The sequence below is a fragment of the Secundilactobacillus hailunensis genome, from assembly GCF_005405185.1.
Lineage (GTDB): Bacteria > Bacillota > Bacilli > Lactobacillales > Lactobacillaceae > Secundilactobacillus > Secundilactobacillus hailunensis.
The window spans coordinates 1-18,203 of record NZ_BJDO01000047.1 but is presented as its reverse complement, the minus strand read 5'-3'; the positions used below and the strand labels follow the sequence as shown (position 1 = coordinate 18,203).

At 42.8% G+C, this 18,203-nt stretch carries 17 protein-coding genes and 1 other annotated feature; of the genes, 3 read left to right on the top strand and 14 right to left on the bottom strand.

Annotated elements, in window-relative coordinates; all coding sequences use genetic code 11:
• Positions 1-345 precede the first annotated feature (345 nt).
• The 8 genes from greA to FFM73_RS10285 all read right to left on the bottom strand — a co-directional run bounded on the left by greA (position 346) and on the right by FFM73_RS10285 (position 8,545).
• Positions 346-831 carry a transcription elongation factor GreA gene (gene greA / locus FFM73_RS10320; RefSeq protein WP_137631651.1) on the bottom strand — a complete coding sequence of 162 codons (486 nt, stop codon included), beginning with the start codon at positions 829-831 and terminating at the stop codon, positions 346-348.
• A gap of 96 nt (positions 832-927) precedes the next feature.
• On the bottom strand, positions 928-1,581 hold the full coding sequence (udk, locus tag FFM73_RS10315; protein WP_137631650.1) for a uridine kinase: 654 nt from the start codon (positions 1,579-1,581) through the stop codon (positions 928-930).
• Positions 1,582-1,611: 30 nt separating this feature from the next.
• Positions 1,612-2,694 carry an endolytic transglycosylase MltG gene (mltG, locus tag FFM73_RS10310; RefSeq protein WP_137631654.1) on the bottom strand — a complete coding sequence of 361 codons (1,083 nt, stop codon included), beginning with the start codon at positions 2,692-2,694 and terminating at the stop codon, positions 1,612-1,614.
• Between the two features lie 294 nt (positions 2,695-2,988).
• Positions 2,989-5,403: a phenylalanine--tRNA ligase subunit beta gene (pheT, locus tag FFM73_RS10305; protein WP_137631649.1), complete on the bottom strand. Its 2,415-nt coding sequence runs from the start codon at positions 5,401-5,403 to the stop codon at positions 2,989-2,991.
• 9 nt (positions 5,404-5,412) lie between these two features.
• Positions 5,413-6,459 (bottom strand): phenylalanine--tRNA ligase subunit alpha, encoded by a 1,047-nt coding sequence (gene pheS, locus FFM73_RS10300; protein ID WP_137631648.1) that lies wholly within the window; start codon positions 6,457-6,459, stop codon positions 5,413-5,415.
• A gap of 43 nt (positions 6,460-6,502) precedes the next feature.
• Positions 6,503-6,727 (bottom strand) — a binding site (T-box leader).
• A gap of 21 nt (positions 6,728-6,748) precedes the next feature.
• Entirely contained in the window at positions 6,749-7,132 is a 384-nt protein-coding gene (locus FFM73_RS10295; RefSeq protein ID WP_137631647.1) for a winged helix-turn-helix transcriptional regulator, read from the bottom strand.
• A gap of 26 nt (positions 7,133-7,158) precedes the next feature.
• On the bottom strand, positions 7,159-7,674 hold the full coding sequence (locus FFM73_RS10290) for an HD domain-containing protein (RefSeq protein WP_137631646.1): 516 nt from the start codon (positions 7,672-7,674) through the stop codon (positions 7,159-7,161).
• 94 nt (positions 7,675-7,768) lie between these two features.
• Positions 7,769-8,545 carry a TrmH family RNA methyltransferase gene (locus FFM73_RS10285; protein WP_137631653.1) on the bottom strand — a complete coding sequence of 259 codons (777 nt, stop codon included), beginning with the start codon at positions 8,543-8,545 and terminating at the stop codon, positions 7,769-7,771.
• 68 nt (positions 8,546-8,613) lie between these two features.
• On the opposite strand from FFM73_RS10285, the gene FFM73_RS10280 reads away from it, so the two are divergent.
• Together FFM73_RS10280 and yidC are read left to right on the top strand one after the other, a co-directional pair.
• Positions 8,614-8,886, top strand: coding sequence for an acylphosphatase (locus FFM73_RS10280; RefSeq protein ID WP_137631645.1), 273 nt, complete (start codon positions 8,614-8,616; stop codon positions 8,884-8,886).
• 106 nt (positions 8,887-8,992) lie between these two features.
• Positions 8,993-10,036 carry a membrane protein insertase YidC gene (gene yidC, locus FFM73_RS10275; protein WP_137631644.1) on the top strand — a complete coding sequence of 348 codons (1,044 nt, stop codon included), beginning with the start codon at positions 8,993-8,995 and terminating at the stop codon, positions 10,034-10,036.
• A 63-nt stretch (positions 10,037-10,099) separates the two neighbouring features.
• Here yidC and FFM73_RS10270 read toward each other — a convergent pair whose 3' ends face one another.
• From FFM73_RS10270 to FFM73_RS10245, 6 genes are all read right to left on the bottom strand, one after another.
• Positions 10,100-10,513, bottom strand: coding sequence for a hypothetical protein (locus tag FFM73_RS10270; RefSeq protein ID WP_137631643.1), 414 nt, complete (start codon positions 10,511-10,513; stop codon positions 10,100-10,102).
• A 192-nt stretch (positions 10,514-10,705) separates the two neighbouring features.
• Positions 10,706-11,077, bottom strand: a complete 372-nt coding sequence (locus FFM73_RS10265) for a zinc ribbon domain-containing protein (RefSeq protein ID WP_137631642.1) — start codon at positions 11,075-11,077, stop codon at positions 10,706-10,708.
• Between the two features lie 181 nt (positions 11,078-11,258).
• A complete protein-coding gene (locus FFM73_RS10260; protein WP_137631641.1) occupies positions 11,259-12,488 on the bottom strand; it encodes an acyltransferase family protein in 1,230 nt (409 codons plus the stop codon).
• 54 nt (positions 12,489-12,542) lie between these two features.
• On the bottom strand, positions 12,543-13,727 hold the full coding sequence (locus FFM73_RS10255; protein ID WP_137631652.1) for an alpha/beta hydrolase: 1,185 nt from the start codon (positions 13,725-13,727) through the stop codon (positions 12,543-12,545).
• 182 nt (positions 13,728-13,909) lie between these two features.
• Positions 13,910-15,607 (bottom strand): HAMP domain-containing sensor histidine kinase, encoded by a 1,698-nt coding sequence (locus FFM73_RS10250; protein WP_137631640.1) that lies wholly within the window; start codon positions 15,605-15,607, stop codon positions 13,910-13,912.
• Positions 15,604-16,290: a response regulator transcription factor gene (locus tag FFM73_RS10245; protein WP_054655009.1), complete on the bottom strand. Its 687-nt coding sequence runs from the start codon at positions 16,288-16,290 to the stop codon at positions 15,604-15,606. Before FFM73_RS10245 ends, FFM73_RS10250 begins: the two co-directional genes overlap by 4 nt.
• A gap of 384 nt (positions 16,291-16,674) precedes the next feature.
• Between FFM73_RS10245 and adhP the strand changes: the two genes are divergently transcribed.
• The gene (gene adhP, locus FFM73_RS10240; RefSeq protein ID WP_137631639.1) at positions 16,675-17,694 is read left to right on the top strand and encodes an alcohol dehydrogenase AdhP; all 1,020 of its coding nucleotides are present in this window, start codon (positions 16,675-16,677) and stop codon (positions 17,692-17,694) included.
• Positions 17,695-18,203: the final 509 nt, after the last annotated feature.

The window sequence follows — 18,203 nt, the reverse complement described above, 5'->3', positions numbered from 1 at the left end:
AACCAAGAAAACATGTTTATCCGAATCTTCCAAATCGCTGCTTAGTCCCTATTGCGAATGCCCCTAGAACAAAGGGTTATTTAGTGTACCCAAAATCCATTTAAAGGGTACAAAGTCCCGATATTTCCGATCTCGACCACTCAAATCCCGTAAGCAACAAAGAGCTTCCTCCGAAGAGAAAGCTCTAAATATAATCAAGTCGTTAATCAACACCGTTTGACAAAGACCCAGTTATCCGGACCATCATAAGAAACGGCTGGCGTTAAAAGACCTTTAAAGTCAGCAAAAGAGCCACCCTAACTAAGAGTGGCTCCTTACCATGCTTATTAAAAAAGTTTGTGAAATCTATGAAGCATCTTCAACCTTCAAAATTTTAACTTTCATATCGCCGGCTGGAATTGCAATCGTGACTTCTTCGTTGACCTTGTGGCCTAACAAGCCCTTAGCAATCGGTGAATCGTTAGAGATCTTACCAGACATTGGATCAGCTTCAGCTGCCCCAACGATGGAGTATGATTCTGGATCTTCATCGGGTAATTCCTTAAAAGTAACTTTCTTACCCACGTTGACTTCATCTTTATCAGTCGCACCGTTATCAACCACATCAGCATATTGCAGCATATGTTCAACCGTGGTGATCCGACTTTCAAGCATACTTTGCTCGTCCTTAGCAGACTCATATTCGGAGTTTTCAGAAAGGTCCCCGAAACCACGCGCAATTTGAATACGTTTGATAACTTCGGGACGCTTGTTCATTTTTAAATCTTCTAATTCTTTTTCCAACTTGACCTTACCATCGGCGGTCATTGGATATGATTTTTGTTCAGCCAAAATAGCACCTCATTACAATTTTATAGTTTACTGTCGCCTACGATAGCATGCGACCATCTTTCATGCAAGTCTTAATTTTAAATCCGGTAACACTGACTACTTCGCCCGACCATTTTTCTTTTGTGCCAGGATAGAACGAATCTTCGTCGTCAAAAGGTCAATTGCGACTTGGTTCTCGCCGCCTTCCGGTACGATCAAATCAGCGTAACGCTTGGTTGGCTCGACAAATTGGTGATACATCGGTTTAACGGTCGTCAGATACTGCTTGATGATGCCGTCAAGGTCCCGCTGGCGTTCCTTAATATCCCGTTCGATCCGTCGAATGATTCGAATATCATCATCCGTGTCGACGAACACTTTGATATCCATCAAATTACGCAGCCGTTCATCATCCAAGATCAAGATGCCCTCAAGAATAATGACATCCTTAGGTTCTTGATGAATGGTCTGCGTACTACGGGTATACTGCGTATAATCATACACCGGTTTTTCAATGGCATGATTATCCCGAAGCTGCTTTAACTGTTCGATCAATAGATCGGTGTCAAACGCCAATGGATGGTCGTAGTTAACTGCTTTGCGTTGTGCCATCGTCATCTTTGCCTGATCATTATAATAAGCATCCTGTTGCAAAATCATGATCGATTCATTCTGTAATTGATCGTAAATCGCACGGCTAACCGTCGTTTTTCCACTGCTAGAACCACCGGTAACCCCAATGATTACTGGTCTTGACTGTTGTACTGACATGAGTAAGTTAATCCCTTCAATATAAAATGATTAGTTGTTAACTTTTGATAGTGATGAAACGCGTTTATTGTGTTCGGCTAAGGTCTTTGAGAAGTAGATCTTACCGGTCTTAGTATTAGCCACAAAGTAAAGGTAACCCTGACTGCGTTTAGATGGCTTTAAGACCGCCTGAATAGCAGACATACTAGGGTTATTAAATGGTCCTGGCCCATAACCTGCGAACTTATAAAGGTTATAGGGTGAATTAGATTGCAGATCCTTAGTTGAGAGGTGCTCCTTATGGTGGCCAATTGCATATTCTACGGCCACATCAGATTGCAATGGCATGCCTTGATCAATTCGATTGAAGAAGACTCCCGCAATTTGACGGCGGTACGCTTGACTGACACCTTCACGCTCAACTAATGAGGACAACGTCAAAACCTGCTGAACCGTTAATTTTTGCTTCTTGATTTGTTTATAGTACGGCGTTAATTCATCGTTTGTATGTGCCACCATTTGGTTAACTAACTGCTTGAGTGACATATGTCTGTTCACGATGTAGGTTGCCGGATACAGATAACCTTCTAGATGGTATCTGACCTGCTTCGTCGCCATTGAGGATGACAGTAATGCTGGATACTGCTTCTCTAAAGCCTTCATGTAAGTTTGATCCTTCATCAGGCTTAAGAATTCCGCCTTGCTGAAGTCGGTGGTACTAGAAATATTATTTGCGATATCAGCGATTCCAGCCCCCTCCTGAACGAGGACCTTGCCTTTACGGCTTTGAATCGGCTCACTGGTGCCGCCCTGTTGCAGTCGTTTAGCAACTTGGTTCAGCGTCATGGAAGCGTTCAGTTGATAATACCCCGCCCTAAAATCGGCATAGTTATGCGATTTAACATAGTAGTTAAAGACCGAACCGTTTTTAACGATCTTCTTATCCTGTAAGATCGAACCGATTCGCTTACTTGAAGCCCCCATCGGGATATCTACCTGTACAACTTCTGAGCTCTTGGGATCCAGTGGCTTTAACGCTGACTGGAAGTAATTATAGAAAACGACGCCGCTAATAATAAGCAAAACTGCTAAAATACTGACGACTCCCGTGATTATTTTTTGTCCGGTCGACATTTTTTTCTTCCCCGGCTGTTTGGAAGTGCGTTTGTCGTTATCCAAAGTGTTTCCTCCGTTTCATTCTTTCAATATCTGCCCCATTATACAAGATTTTAAGTGCCAATGCAGTAAAAATCGGGTGAACTTAAGAATTTTGAAAGACACCAGTCCTAGCTTAGTCACATTTAGTTAAAGCAAAAAACGTTAGAACAGCTCGCTTTGCAAGTTCTAGCGCTTTTAACTAGTGAATAAGGCACTCTCGATATTGAGGTCTGATAGTGATTGACCACATCGATGATCAATTTAAAAACATTATCTAATTTCTGCTCCCAGTTCACTGACCAACGTCTTTTGAACTTTTTCGAAAGCCTGGTTGACTTCATCGTCCGTCAACGTGGCATTGGGATTTTGATATGTCAGCGTATAAGCTAATGACTGCTTACCGCCAGGCAGATTCTTACCATCGTAGATATCAAACAGATGAACGGACTTCAAGTAAGCGCCGCCCCGTTTGTGAATTTGGGCCAAAACCTGTGCGTTAGTGACGGACTTATCAACTAATAGCGCCACGTCACGCGTAATCGAAGGATACTTTGAAATTGGTTCGAACTGGTTCATATCCTTTGGCATCTCGATCAAAGCATCTAAGTCTAATTCGAACACGTAGGTCTGGTTGATCTTGTAAGCTTCAGCGACTGAAGGATGAACTTGACCAATAAACCCAACGTAGTGACCGTGAATGAATATGTCCGCTGTCCGGCCAGGATGCATTTCCGGATACTTATCCGTGGCGATAAATTCAATGTCACCCTTGATGGCTAAGTTATTCAGATACTTTTCAACGATACCCTTTAACTGATAGAAATCAATGGCATTATGTTTCGCATTCTTCAAGGGATCAACGACTAATTGGCCGCTCACTGCCCCAGCAATGTGTTCGTGTTCGCTGGGTCTAACTTCGTCTTCTGAGTCTTTGTAGAAGACCCGGCCCTGTTCATACAGAGCAACATCTTTTACCCGACGTGCATTGTTGTAGGCCACGTCATCTAATAAGCCGCTGATCATGTTCATTCGTAGCGTGGTGTGATCAGCCGTCATTGGCCAGCTCAAGTGCGTTTCGGCACTTTCGCGCATCATAAACTGTTTGGCTTTAGCATCCGTCGTCAAGGCGTATGAAATGGCTTGGTTAAGGCCTAACGATTCCAGCACGTGGCGGGAATCACGCATTAATTTCTGTCTTTCAGTCAAAGCGCCAACCGTGGTTGGGCCACTTGGCAGTGTTGATGGAATCTTGTCATAGCCATAGATTCTGGCAACTTCCTCCACTAAATCAGCTGGAATATGAATGTCCCAACGACTTGTTGGCACGGTGACTGTGTATTTTTCACCATCGAGCGTCACGCCAAAACCTAACTGTTTGAAGATTGCCTTTACTTGGTCAAGACTTAAATCAGTTCCCAAAATATGGTTGATTCGTGAAAGCGTGATGTTCACCACGACCGGTTTAACGTCATAACTTGAACCAGTAACGATGCCCTTTAAAACATCGCCGCCAGCTAATTCATGCATCATTTGAGCAGCCGCATCAGCAGCTTCTTCAACGCCACCGCGGTTGACGCCACGTTCAAACCGTTGAGAAGCATCCGTATGCAGATTTTGACGCTGAGCGGTTTTCCGAATCAACGTTGGGGTGAATACAGCTGATTCAATGGCAACCGTCGTGGTCTGGTCATCAATTTCAGAATTGAGACCACCCATAACACCGGCCAGTGCGATTGGCTTTTGGTCATCGGCAATCACAATGTCTTTTTCGTTAAGATCATGTTCTGCTTCGTCCAACGTTGTTAACTTTTCACCCTTTTGCGCGTAACGGGCTTTGATCGTTGACCCCGAGACCTTGTTGTAATCAAAAGCGTGCAGGGGTTGGCCATACTTCAGTAAAATGTAGTTGGTGACATCGACCACGTTATTGATCGGCCGCACACCGGCGTTCCATAATTTGATCTGTAACCAGCGTGGACTTGGTTGAATCTTCACGTTTTCAACGATGCGCATCTTATAGATGGGGGCTAAATCTTCGTCAGCTTCAATAGAAACTTTGTCAGAAGCAGCTGTTCCTACCTCTTCGACATGTGGATGATTCAGCTTAGGCGTCTGCGCGTAAATGGCACCAAGGTCACGGGCCACACCGTAAACGCTGAGCATGTCACCGCGGTTAGGGGTCACATCAACATCAATCAAATAGTCATCCATGCCCAGATATGGAAAGACAGGTTCGCCAATCTTAGCATCATCTGGTAAGAAGTAGATCCCATCAGCCCATTCCTTTGGCACAACGTCTTTTGAAAAACCGATTTCGTCTAAGGCACAGATCATGCCGTTGGAAACGACGCCGCGCATTTTAGAACGTTTGATCTTAACGTTGCCGCCAATGCGTGAACCTGGCAGAGCCACGATCACTTTCTTATCAGTCGCAACGTTGGGGGCACCACAGACGATTTGAGACAGGTCATCATCGCCAACATCGACTTGGCAGACCTGCAAATGATCTGAATCGGGATGCGGTTCCATTGACATAATTTTACCAACCACAATCTTCTTTAAACCGTCGCTAGGTCGGGTAACGGAATCCACTTCAACGGAAGAACGTTCAATTTTTTCTCCCAAATCCTTAGGGGAGACTTGGATATCTAAATATTCTTGTAACCAACTGTAAGCAATTTTCATTTTAGCTGATTATCCTTTCTTTGAGAATTGAGTGAGGAAGCGAACATCGTTTAAGTAGAAGTTTCTGATATCGTCCACACCGTACTTCAGCATTGCAAACCGATCTGGACCAACACCAAAGGCGAAACCACCGTAAACCTCTGAGTCGACCCCAGCCATTTCTAGCACGTTTGGATGCACCATACCGGCACCTAAGACTTCGATCCAGCCCGTGTACTTGCAAACCGCACAGCCCTTACCGCCACAGTTAAAGCAGGTGATATCAGCTTCAACGGAAGGCTCCGTAAATGGGAAGTAACTTGGCCGTAAGCGAATATCAAACCGGTCACCGAATAATTCGTGGGCAATCAATTCCAGGGTTCCCTTCAGATCAGCCATGGTAACGTGCTTATCGATCACAATCCCTTCCACTTGATGGAATTGATGGGAGTGGGTCGGATCGTCAGTGTCACGCCGATAAACAACTCCAGGTGAGATCATCTTTAGCGGGCCCTTGCTAAAATCATGTTTTTCCAGAGTCCGTGCCTGCATTGGTGAAGTCTGCGTCCGCATCAAAATATCTTTTGTGATGTAGAACGTATCCTGCATATCACGGGCTGGGTGATCTTTGGGTAAGTTCATCATTTCAAAGTTATATTTATCTTCTTCAACTTCGGGACCGGATAGAACTTGATAGCCCATCCCGATAAAGAGGTCTTCAATTTGGTCGATAATTTGTTGAATCACGTGCGGCTGCCCTTGGGCAACTGGCTTACCAGGTAGTGTCACATCGATGGTTTCGTTTTGCAGCTGCTTATTTAACAGTGCTTTTTTTAATTCGTCCCGCCGCGTTTCAATAGCCGATTGCAGCTCATCTCTGACGCTGTTAGCAAATTGGCCAAACTTTGGCCGTTCGTCGGCTGACAAATTACGCATCCCACGCAGCGCTTGCGTAATGGGGCCCTTTTTACCTAATAGTTCAACTCGTAAGGCGTCTAATTTTTTCAGATCACCCACGTCTTTAATATTTTTTTCTCGTTCTTGCCGGATCTTTTCCAGATCGTCTCTCAGTGTCATGTCTGACCCTCCTTAACAAAATAAAAAAACTCCGTCCCCAATATAAAGGGACGAAGCTTTCGCGGTACCACCCTTGTTTACTTTAATAAAAGTACACTCGGTAATTTAATAACGGTTAATTAACCGGAAGATCTTTTGTTACCTTAGTAGTAACGCCCAACCTCTGCTCAAAAAGTGAATTCATTCCTAGCCAACCGCGAATTTCCACCAAGCTATCCGCGTCTCTGTGATGGCATCAGAATTACTAATCTCTCATCATTGCATTTGTTCAATTTGCACAATCACTAGTTTACAGCGGTTGATGGCATTGGTCAACCTTAGGTGTGGTTTGATTATCACACCATTTTTCTGACCAGCCATGCACTGACCGCATCACGTCTGCTAGATCTTGCCCCTTTTGCGTCAGCGCATACTCGATCAGCGCTGAGTCGCGGTAAGTCTTGCGCATAACGATACCGTCAGACTCTAATTCTTTCAAGCGTTCAACTAACACACGGTCAGAACACTTGCTTACCTTATTAGCGATGTCTTTAAACCGTTGTGGTCCAAGGTTTAACAATACATCGATGATAAGACCGTTCCATTTTTTCCCTAAGATTGAAAATGTCCACTCAAATTTCGGACAAAGCTCGAATTGAGCAGCATCTACGGTCTTGTTAACGACCTGGTCCATTTCAACACCCCTAATTTATATTAACCCTATTTTTCCAACAAATTTAATACTCGGTCAACATTGCGCTTGCGCCAATTCATGACCCGTTTTCGCATGGGTGACATGAATTCAACGACTGCCTGTCGATCATCAACTAGACTCACAATTACACTCTCGCGGTATTTTGGCAGTGCGGCGGTCGCACCCCACATATGCTTCAGAATAATATCTTTTTCCATCGGGCTCAATTCAGTCAGTTTCTCTGCGTTTCGTAAAGCTACTCGTGGATGAATGAAAGCGTGCGAACCTAAGTTAAACTTAGTGGTCCGCCAGTCATAGTAAAATAAATCATGTAGCAACCCTGCCCGTGCAGTGGCACGAACGTTCAAATGATGCTTTTTAGCGATCAAATAGCTCTCATAAGAAACGGAAATGGAATGATCCAACCGATTGGAGTGGTGGTGTTGCGTATAATTAGCCAGTTTTTGAACTTCCGGCTTTGCCAACAGGTCACCGACTAGAGCAATATAATCTGAATCTTTTTGCCAATCATTTCGTGTCATACAACGCTTCCTTTACTTTTTGTAAGTTTATTCTGTGTAAACTATACTGAATGTAACCAAATATTGCAAGTAAAATACCCTTAAAACCGGTAATTTAAGCCAGTTTTTGGTTTAACTTAAACATTAGTATACCAGCGGCAACCGCAACGTTTAACGATTCTGCCTGGCCCTTGATGGGAATGTACAGATTAGTTGTCGTTTGGGTCATCAGCCGTTCTGACATGCCCTGCCCTTCATTGCCTAAGATCAGTCCAAAATCAGCTTGCGGAGTTACCGTACTGTAATTTTCAGCCTGATCATTTAATGCTGAGCCATAAACTGGAATCTGCCGAGCCTCTAGAGCTTTGACCCACTCTTCCAGATCACCATGGGTAAGATCAATGTGAAATTGACTCCCCTGCATTGCCCGGATAACTTTTGGCGTATACCGGCTAGAAGTGCCGTTACCAAAAACGACCCCTTTAAAGCCAGCAGCATCCGCTGTCCGTACCATCGTACCGATATTACCAGGATCTTGAATCCGATCCAATAATAACCAGGCACCCGTTGCGGTTTCGGGATCAATGTGTTCCGTGGCTAAAATATCCATAACGGCAAAAATTCCTTGTGGGGTAACTGTATCAGATAATTTTTTAGCGATTTCCGGAGTGATCTCAAACGTTTCAATGTTTTCTGGCAGTTCTTTTTGGTGGGCATCAAGCTGTTCACCAGTTGCGATGATTTGGACTACTGGCTGTTCTGCTGTCAAAGCATCAGAAACGATGTGCCAGCCTTCCACTAAATATTGATGAAACTTTTGATGACCTTTCTTAGTGGTCAAATGTTGCCACTTTTTAACTTTCGCGTTTTGAGTTGATGTAATTTCTTCGATCATGAATTGCCTCTTCTTTCCGATTTTTGTTACTATTGTCCATAATATCACGATTAGGGGGTGCAATGATGGAATCTGCGATAATTTCAATTCACGGCCGGGTCCAGGGCGTCGGCTTTCGCTGGACCACTGCCCATTTGGCCAACCGAATGCACGTCGTAGGCTGGGTCAAAAATGAGGCCGATGGTTCGGTAACGGTACGAGCACAGGCTGATGAGACCAGTTTCAACGCTTTTATTGAGGCCTTGAAACATTCACCAACTCCCTATGCCAAAGTCAGTCATCTGACAGTGACCCCTAAAAATGTTGAAGACTTTAAAAAATTTACTATTACTGATTGAAAAAGCCCCTCATATCAAGTAAGATTTAATCTGTTGTCATCTTTAGGGAAATTAGCTACTATATTATATTAACGGATTTGTTTAGAAGGGATTTGAATACAAGTAAATGAAATCAAAAAAACCTGTACAATTAGGGCTTGCGCTAAGTGCACTGCTCCTATTACTAAGCGGTTGTGTGCAACGAACGAAGGGTGGTAAACCATACGGTATCGTATATGATTACCTGGCCGTCCCTGGGCAGCACGTCATGGAATGGTTAGCCAATATGTTAGGCCATTCATATGGCTGGGCCATCATCGTTGTAACGGTAGTCGTTCGAATGGTTCTGTTGCCATTAATGGTGCGTCAATTACGCACTTCCACAGTTCAACAGGAAAAGATCTCAGCCATCAAACCACAAATGACTGAAATTCAAAACCGGCAAAAGACCGCGACCACGCAAGAAGAAAAGAACGCAGCCGGTCAAGAAATGATGGCACTTTATAGCCAAAATGGTATCAGTATGACTGGTGGCATTGGCTGTTTACCATTACTGATTCAAATGCCCATTTTTGCAGCTTTGTACGCTGCCATTCAATATTCACCAGAACTGTCATCGTCAACCTTCATGGGAATTCCACTAGGAAAATCTTCAGTCTTGCTGGCCATTCTCTCGTTCTTGGTCTATCTGCTGCAAGGTTACCTCTCAATGATTGGAATGCCTGCTGACCAACGTAAGGCCATGCGGATGACCATGGTAGTCAGTCCCGTTATGATTTTGTTCTTTACGATTTCAACCTCCGCTGGTTTAGGTCTTTACTTCTTCATTGGTGGGATCTTCGCCTGTGTCCAAACACTGATCATCAACTTGTATCGGCCACGAATTCGTCGCGAGATCGAAGCCGAAATGAAAAAGAACCCGCCTAAGGTCGTTAAGCCAAAACCAGTCGTTGCCGCTGGACCATCAACAGCTACTTCAGCACCAAAGCCAAGCACCGTTTCTCAAGATAAGCGTAACCGAAACCGAAATGCTGGTAAGCAACAGCATAAACCAAAACCGGTAGTCGCTGCTGAACCATCATCAACAACTGCCTCCTCACCCAAAACAAGTACCGCTTCTCAAGATAAGCGTAACCAGAATCGGAATGCTGGTAAACAGCGTCACGATTAATCTTAAATATCTAGATATATAAAGAAGCTTCCCTATTGATTTAGGGAAGCTTCTTTTATTGTCTCAAATCATCCGTTGCCGGGTGATGATATTTGTAATGATGCCAAGGCTGTAACAGACGGCTGCCAACCATGGTAATATCGGTAATAAGAAATTGCCGATTGAACTGACGATTGAACCAGCCGATGTCGCCACCACAGCATTTTGATACATCACCATCGCCAGTAAGATCGTCAAGACTGCTGTGATGAGTCCCCACCGTTTTAATTTTTGCCCACCATATGGATGATGAAGTAATGATTTAACTAAACCGCCAATGACCATCGCTGTAGAAATGCCTAGAACCCCTAAGCCAATAAAGTACACATCAGCAGTCGTGCCTAAGTTAGTTTGATTAAAAATTTGTTTAACCTGAATTCCACGCTGATTAATCACCTGACTAGCAACTAAATAAGCAATTAAACTGGGAACAATCAAAAGACTGCCAACTCGAAATTCTAAGTTACTGGCGAAGTGGAAACGCCCCTGTTGCGGTAGCTTACGCTGCTGATTTTGCTTCAGGCTGGGGTTGGTTGGAGGCCCAGCTGCTAGTTGGGGCTCACTAAATTGCGGGTTATCTTGAATATCACTTGGTCTATCATGATAGCTTGACGATTCTTTTTGCAGTGGTTATTTTTTAGACTGCCAGAACGACTCTTTACCGGTTAACAATGAAAATAAGTAGCTCGTTAATATAAACAACCCAAAAATTTCCCAGCGCCACTCATTGAATACGAGACTGATCACGTAGATGGCTAGCAAAAACCAGCCATTATTCACCACAAACTGGCCAACTTGTTTAAGATGAGTCAGATTAGGTATCAACCGGCGTTGCCAGCTATCAGTTGGCTGCTTTGCCCGCCGCAAGCGAACCCCTTCATCCTTCACTAGTCGCGATGCCCGTGGAGGTTCGTTTTCAATTAGATTAAAACCGCAATCCGGACAAAAAGTTGAATCTGCAGGAATTGAGTGGCCGCATTTTGGACACTGTGTCATTGCCATTTTCGTCACTCCAATCTACAAATAGGTCTATGAAGATACAAATACTATACCCAACTTTTGAGCTTGAAAGCCTAAAAGCACCAAAAATTAAGGGAATTAAAAGAGTCTACGCTAAGGACTACCAATCAAGAGTAATTTAATGTCAGTTTTTCAGATGCTGCTTAATTAACGGTTATCAGGGCTATTGGTTATTCCCTCGCTGCTTAATTTTCAACCGATTCAGTTGCCATTGACCCGTCTTAAATTGTTTAAAGACAACCCCAATTATCAGCGGTACGGCTGTAGCAACCAACACTTGTACCCAAAATGAACCGGTCAACTGACTCCTATTTAGAATGTCCAGCACCATTTTATGCAGATACATAATAATCAGCGTATGCTTACCGGTTACTGATAAAAGCTTAGCGATGAACCGCACGGGCGATGAAATAATTCGCGCAAATAATTGCGTAAATCCTAATGGGTAAGCAAGCCACCTACTCAATCCAAAGACCACAAAACTACATAAAAGCGGCACTACCCCGACCATTAAGGCTAACTGAATATGGGTAAAGGGAACGTTTTGGTAGTAACCTGAAAATTGGTGACTCCGCATGAAAAGGCCAAATGCCAGTTTTTGCGTTTTAAGTTGCACAAACAGCCACCCTACGACCGCTAGTGAAGGTAAAAAGACGTACCACTTTGTTAAATAATGCTGTCCAAAATAGAAAATATTATAGCCAATCAGCATATAGGCCATCACTAACACCGCAACATCCATATCCCAAGGAGCCGTTACCACACTAAATAATTTAAAGGTGGTTAACTGGGTATAACTGGTTGTCCAATAAATAAAATACGCTGCAATAATGAGTTGCAACGGTTTATAGCGAATCACACTAATAATCAAAGTCGTGCCAATAATCCCTAAAATATAGGTTTCTGGATACCAGAAAATCGTTGTGTAATGCCTTAAAGTTTTACCACCATAAAAAAGATCGATAACATAGGTCAAACTATAGGTGATCGACTTATTATGAATAAACTTATACGCAATAATCAAGAAAAAACCGGCAATAAAGTAACTTCGCAAAATTGGTATCACTCGTTTTTTGAAAAAGGCGACGACCTTTTGAATATCCGTAATATTAATGGATTTTAAGAAAAAGCCACTAATCAAGAAGAGCAGTGGCATATGCCACCAGTAAAGAAAATCATACCAGTACCGGTTTGCACGAACGTGGAGAACGTAATCCGGCATATTATGTCCGCAAACGACCGCAATCATGCCGATTCCCTTAGCGATGTCTAACCAGACGATTCGTTTGCGCTTGTGATCAACATTTTGCTGATTGGCCGTCTGATTTAAATAATCGCCATCATTAGCTGATAACGATCGTTGTTTATTCATCATAAAATTCGTAAAATTCATAATAAGAAATCGTTCACCACCGTATCTCGTTTATCTTTAGCAGTTATTTCATGATTAATGTAACAGGAATTCTTTGATCAAATGATTAACCGTTAAATTATTGTAGTGCAAAAGACTATGTTGTGCTTTCGGACCGGTAATCTGTTTTTCCTGATAACTGATCTTAACGTTACTGGTCTGAACCAAATACCTTAATGACCGCGCACTTGTCGTTGTAACTAAGCCATCGCTATTAGACCCATCCTTTAGATTCCCATAAATATTTAAGATGCTCAGATCAGTTGGTAGCCGATGCTTGGCTTTTAAAAGATGTTTGTATTCAGCCCGTTCAATTTTCGGACGCCCTTTTTTTGCTAAACTATTTTCATTCACATGATCATCCCATAAACGGCCAACTTTAGAATTAGCAGCTGGCTGGTCAGATTTATGTCGATTCAAGATACCATTGAAAGGCCCCGCAATCGTCACTAACCGGTGTGGCTTGATCTGAGCAACTTGTTTAGGGTGCGTTTCAAAATAATTGATCCACGCATATGACCCCATTGAATGGCCGATGGCATCGTATTTTTTGATATGATACCGGTGATTCAGTTTGGGCATGATTTTGGCTAACATGGCACTATAGTAAAATTCTCCAGCCCGGTTATTTTCAATCACGATTGGAATAATGACTTTATGAGTAACGGTTGGCCGATATTTGCCAATCAGATGAATATGGCTATGCCGGTCAACGTCAACCATTAATTGCTGCTTGGCCAAATGAGTTTGCTCTAAACTAGCCACCAAGTATCTTTCTGAATTATAGGAACCGCCAAAACCGTGTAATACCAAAATCGGCTGTTTAGGATCTTGCGGAATCTTTCGTAAATGTTCTTGGATTGGCGGTTGCTGTTTAGCCATAATCTGACTTTGGTGTTTAAGGCTGTTAGTCGCCTGTGTCAGTTGCTGCTGGATGCGGAACTCTCGCTGGTATAATTGATACTGCTGAAAAAGATAACCTACCAGACAAATTAAAAATAAACTTAAAAAAGCCGTTAGCCACTTTCCTTTTAGCAAGAAGTAACCAGCCTGTTTGAAGTGAGCAAACCAATTTGACCCACGAACTTGTATCTGCTTTTTGATTGATTTTTGTGAAGAATGAGGGACTTTAATCTGGGTTAATTGGTAACCACAATTAGGGCAGGTAGCCGAACCTTTAGGGATCGATTTGCCACAATTAGGGCAAATAATCGTTGCCATGTTGTTCACTCCGTTCTACAAATAGCTTACTAAATATGTTAACACTATCCGAAATCTTTGTGTATCTCGTTATGAATAGTTGAAGGATCAGTTAAACCTAAACGCCAAAAAGCGGGCTCATATTTTTATGAGTCCGCGTTTTGGCTGAGCTAAAGCTAGCCCCGGTTATTCGTTTTATTATGTTATGATTTTGAATCATCATCAGAAGATTGATGTTTATCAGGATCAGATAAGTCTGGTTTGGACTGATCACTTGCGCGATAAACACCAGGAATTGCGGCTGTTGAAGGCTCACTTGGATTCGCCCCCAAATTAGTTGCTAATGGATCTGCAGCTGTCCGTTCTTCCTCGTCTTCTTCCTTGGCATGATCCAGTTGAATCTTAATGTCTTCAGAAATCAATGGCAGCTTAATTTGAAAAATTGAACCATAACCCAGAGCACTTTCAATACTAATTTTACCATGATAGGCTTCAACCAATCGTTTAGCAATCGATAATCCTAATCCGTTACCGCCCTTGTTGCGACTGCGGGCTTTGTCCACGCGGTAAAAGCGGTTGAAGACCCGGTTACGATTCTCTTCAGAGATACCTTCACCAAAGTCCTGCACAGCAATTTGCGCCACGTGCCCACTAGATGATAAGGATAAGTGGATCTCCTTTCGTTTCACTGAATACTTAACAGCATTATCCAGCAAAATAATCAGCACTTGTTCAAGGTGATTCCGGTAAATTTGCGAGTAGGCGTGTTCCTTAACGTCATCATCCAAAATAAAAGTAAAATCTGGATGGATCATTTTAAAGTCGTTAAAGACCTGGTTAACGACTTCTTTGATATCTGCCGTTTCATGATTCATGGTCACTTCGATCTGTTCTGCCCGGGTCAGATCCAGCATTTCAGTCACTAGACTCTGCATCCGTTTAGATTCCTGCATGGCAGCGGAAAGCGATTCATTTAAGACTTCCGGATCATCTTTCCCCCACCGCTGCAGCATTTCAATGTGGCCTTGAATAACCGCTACCGGTGTCCGCAGTTCATGGGAAACATCCCCCACGAACTGCTGCTGCTGATCAATGTAGCGTTGCATTTGATCCAACATATCGTTGAACAGTTCGCTTAAATCTGATAATTCATCATTTCGCCGCGTTTCCGGCACCCGTTCATCAGATTGCGGATCAGAACGCACTGCGCGCATCGTTTGGTTAAGTCCAATAATTGGTTTAAGTAACAGATCTGCTAAACAGTAACTGAAAATGGAGGCCACAAACACCGCTGAGATAACCAGTACAGTCAGAATAAAGGTAAACCGGTTACGGGCCGCCTTATATTCTGTCATTGCGTTGGTTACTTGAACATACCCCAACAGTTGGTGACCACTTTGTGCATAAATCGGTGCTTGACCAACTAACCCATCAAAATTGCCAGTTTTCTTCATCTTAGTTTCCCGTTTTTTAGTTAACTGACTGTTATTAAGGTGGGTATTACGAGAATTGAAAATTTCTTTTTTCTGCGCATTATAAACGGAAACCCCAGTGCTGTCTCGCGAAAGATCCGTAATGACTGAATTTTGATAAATATTGGCTTTCTCAGATATGGCACCACTGGGCTGATTCAAATTAGGCTGCAGCGCATTATTGACTGCTGACGCCGTAAAATGCCCCTGTAAATTATCTACCTGGCTAATAACGGTGTCCAGCGTGCTGCTGACATGAGTCCGTTCCTGCTGTAGCAGCACCCCTGATAAGCCTTGAAACATCAGCACCGAAAAAATGAGAAAGATAAGAAAGACGCCGGTTGCACTACCCAGCGCCCACTTCCACTTCATCGATAAACGATGTCGCTTTTTTAACTTTGTTCCATCTAACGGGTTTGTTTCACTCATGAACGCATCACGTACCCAGTACCACGAACCGTTTGAATATAGCTCTTTTCACCTGGTCGGTCGATCTTATTACGTAAGTAACGAACATAAACATCAACCACGTTAGTTTCAACTTCTGATTCATAACCCCAGACTTTATTTAACAAAACGTCACGCGCCAAAACAACGTTAACGTTCTCCATCAAAGTCAGCAGTAGTTCGTATTCACGCTTAGTCAAATTAATGACTTCATCGCCACGACGAACCACCCGGTTTTCCTTTTCAATGGTTAGATCCTTGTAAGTGACAGTGGTCTGCTTAAAGTCCTTCTGTTCACTTTCAATATGAATCCGTCGCAGTAAGGCCCGAACTCGAGCTAAAAGTTCTTCGATTGCAAATGGCTTAACAATGTAGTCATCGGCACCATGATCAAAACCGGAGACCCGATCAATGACGGAATCCCGAGCCGTCATCATAATGATCGGCGTACTCTTGACTTCACGGATCCGGCGAGCAACGTCGATCCCATTCAGTTCTGGCAGCATTAAGTCCAGCAAAATGACGTCAAAGTCTTCAGCTAAAGCAGCGTCTAAACCAGTACGGCCATTAAACTGAACTTCTGTATCATAACCTTCATGTTTTAATTCCAGCTCTACAAAGCGAGCTAAGTTCTTTTCATCCTCAATAATTAAAATTCGACTCATTTTAACGAACTCCTCTTATTTATAATTTTCTTTTTTCGTCCAAGATAACTTCTGGTACACCCTTAATAGTGTACCATACAGTCAATCAAATTACGTTTACATCTTACTATATAAATTAAAATTTGGCGAATCTGACGTGAATCAATGAAGAAAATTCTAAGTCTGGTAAGTTAGTGAAATAAGTTTTTCCTGAGTAAAAACTATAAATCCTTATAAAAGCTGTATAGTTCAAGGTGTAAACCGCTTTCTTAAAAATCTGCCTTTTTGAAATAAATTATTATTGCTCAAAAAATCACTTGAATTTTCAGTTGTTATGTGATTAAATAACATTGTCAAATTGTTTAGGCAATCTTGTGAAAACACAATGAAAGAGGTAATTGAATAATGAAAGCTGCTGTTGTACGCGACCCAGTTGATGGGTATGTAGATATTAAAGACGTTAAACTTCGCTCACTAAACTATGGTGAAGCTTTAGTTGACGTTGAATACTGTGGGCTATGCCACACCGACCTTCATGTTGCCGCTGGTGACTTTGGTAAAGTTCCTGGACGGATCATTGGTCACGAAGGTGTCGGTATCGTTTCTAAGCTCGGCGAAGGCGTCGAAAACTTAAAAATCGGTGACCGGGTCTCTATCGCATGGTTCTACAAGGGCTGTGGCCACTGTGAATATTGTTTAACTGGCCGTGAGACGCTTTGCCGTAACGTTAAGAACTCTGGTTTCACTGTTGATGGTGCTATGGCACAACAAGTTATTGTTGATGCTAACTACGCCGTTAAGGTTCCAGAAGGCTTGGATCCCGTTGAAGCAACGAGTTTAACCTGTGCCGGTGTTACCATGTACAAAGCCCTTAAAGTCGGCGAAACTAAGCCCGGCCAATGGGTTGAAGTTGTTGGTGCCGGTGGTTTAGGTAACTTGGCTATTCAATATGCTAAGCACGTCTTCGATGCACACGTTGTTGCCGTTGATGGTAACCCTGACAAATTAAAGGCAGCTAAAGAGGGTGGCGCTGATATCTTAATCAACCGTAAAACTCAAAACGTTGCTGAAGAAATTCAAAAACAAGTTGGCGGTGTTCATAACGCCCAAGTTACTGCTGTTAACGATGCAGCGTTCTCTCAATCAGTTAACGCATTGCGTCCAGACGGCCGTTTAGTTGCCGTTGCCTTACCACAAGGTGACATGAAGTTAAACATTGCTAAGACCGTTCTTGATGGTATCCAAGTGGCTGGTTCACTGGTTGGTACTCGTCAAGACTTAGCCGAAACTTTCCAATTCGGTGCTGAAGGCTTAGTACACCCAATCGTTAAGACCCGTCGTTTGAGCGAAATCAACGACATTATTGACGAAATGAAAGCTGGTAAGATTACTGGCCGGATGGTTGTTGACTTTACTAAGGAATAATCATTAGTCATTAAACCACATTAAAAAGGAAGCACCGGAAATGAGTGATCATCTTTGGTGCTTTTTTATTGCGCATTGCTTCCTATACATTACACACATATATATCAATCAGTAAATGATCAGGCTAGCAATAAAGCAGTCAAAAGGCCCCTATTATTAATTTTAACCTGCTTCCATATCTCTTTATTCACAATCTTACAATAAGCGCTTATACGGTTACCATTTACCTCTTACAGCATCACACGGATAACCTTATAATATAAATTAGGAACAAAAAAAGGGGTCTTTGTCAAACGGTGTTGATTAACGACTTGATTATATTTAGAGCTTTCTCTTCGGAGGAAGCTCTTTGTTGCTTACGGGATTTGAGTGGTCGAGATCGGAAATATCGGGACTTTGTACCCTTTAAATGGATTTTGGGTACACTAAATAACCCTTTGTTCTAGGGGCATTCGCAATAGGGACTAAGCAGCGATTTGGAAGATTCGGATAAACATGTTTTCTTGGTT

Coding starts and splice junctions, on each gene's coding strand:
- FFM73_RS10280 (WP_137631645.1), top strand. CDS start 8,614: ATGGAATCTGCGATAATTTCAATTCACGGCCGGGTCCAGGGCGTCGGC.
- FFM73_RS10250 (WP_137631640.1), bottom strand. CDS start 15,607: ATGAGTGAAACAAACCCGTTAGATGGAACAAAGTTAAAAAAGCGACAT.
- pheT (WP_137631649.1), bottom strand. CDS start 5,403: ATGAAAATTGCTTACAGTTGGTTACAAGAATATTTAGATATCCAAGTC.
- udk (WP_137631650.1), bottom strand. CDS start 1,581: ATGTCAGTACAACAGTCAAGACCAGTAATCATTGGGGTTACCGGTGGT.
- mltG (WP_137631654.1), bottom strand. CDS start 2,694: ATGTCGACCGGACAAAAAATAATCACGGGAGTCGTCAGTATTTTAGCA.
- pheS (WP_137631648.1), bottom strand. CDS start 6,459: ATGACACTGAGAGACGATCTGGAAAAGATCCGGCAAGAACGAGAAAAA.
- yidC (WP_137631644.1), top strand. CDS start 8,993: ATGAAATCAAAAAAACCTGTACAATTAGGGCTTGCGCTAAGTGCACTG.
- FFM73_RS10295 (WP_137631647.1), bottom strand. CDS start 7,132: ATGGACCAGGTCGTTAACAAGACCGTAGATGCTGCTCAATTCGAGCTT.
- FFM73_RS10255 (WP_137631652.1), bottom strand. CDS start 13,727: ATGGCAACGATTATTTGCCCTAATTGTGGCAAATCGATCCCTAAAGGT.
- FFM73_RS10260 (WP_137631641.1), bottom strand. CDS start 12,488: ATGAATTTTACGAATTTTATGATGAATAAACAACGATCGTTATCAGCT.
- adhP (WP_137631639.1), top strand. CDS start 16,675: ATGAAAGCTGCTGTTGTACGCGACCCAGTTGATGGGTATGTAGATATT.
- FFM73_RS10290 (WP_137631646.1), bottom strand. CDS start 7,674: ATGACACGAAATGATTGGCAAAAAGATTCAGATTATATTGCTCTAGTC.
- FFM73_RS10245 (WP_054655009.1), bottom strand. CDS start 16,290: ATGAGTCGAATTTTAATTATTGAGGATGAAAAGAACTTAGCTCGCTTT.
- FFM73_RS10265 (WP_137631642.1), bottom strand. CDS start 11,077: ATGGCAATGACACAGTGTCCAAAATGCGGCCACTCAATTCCTGCAGAT.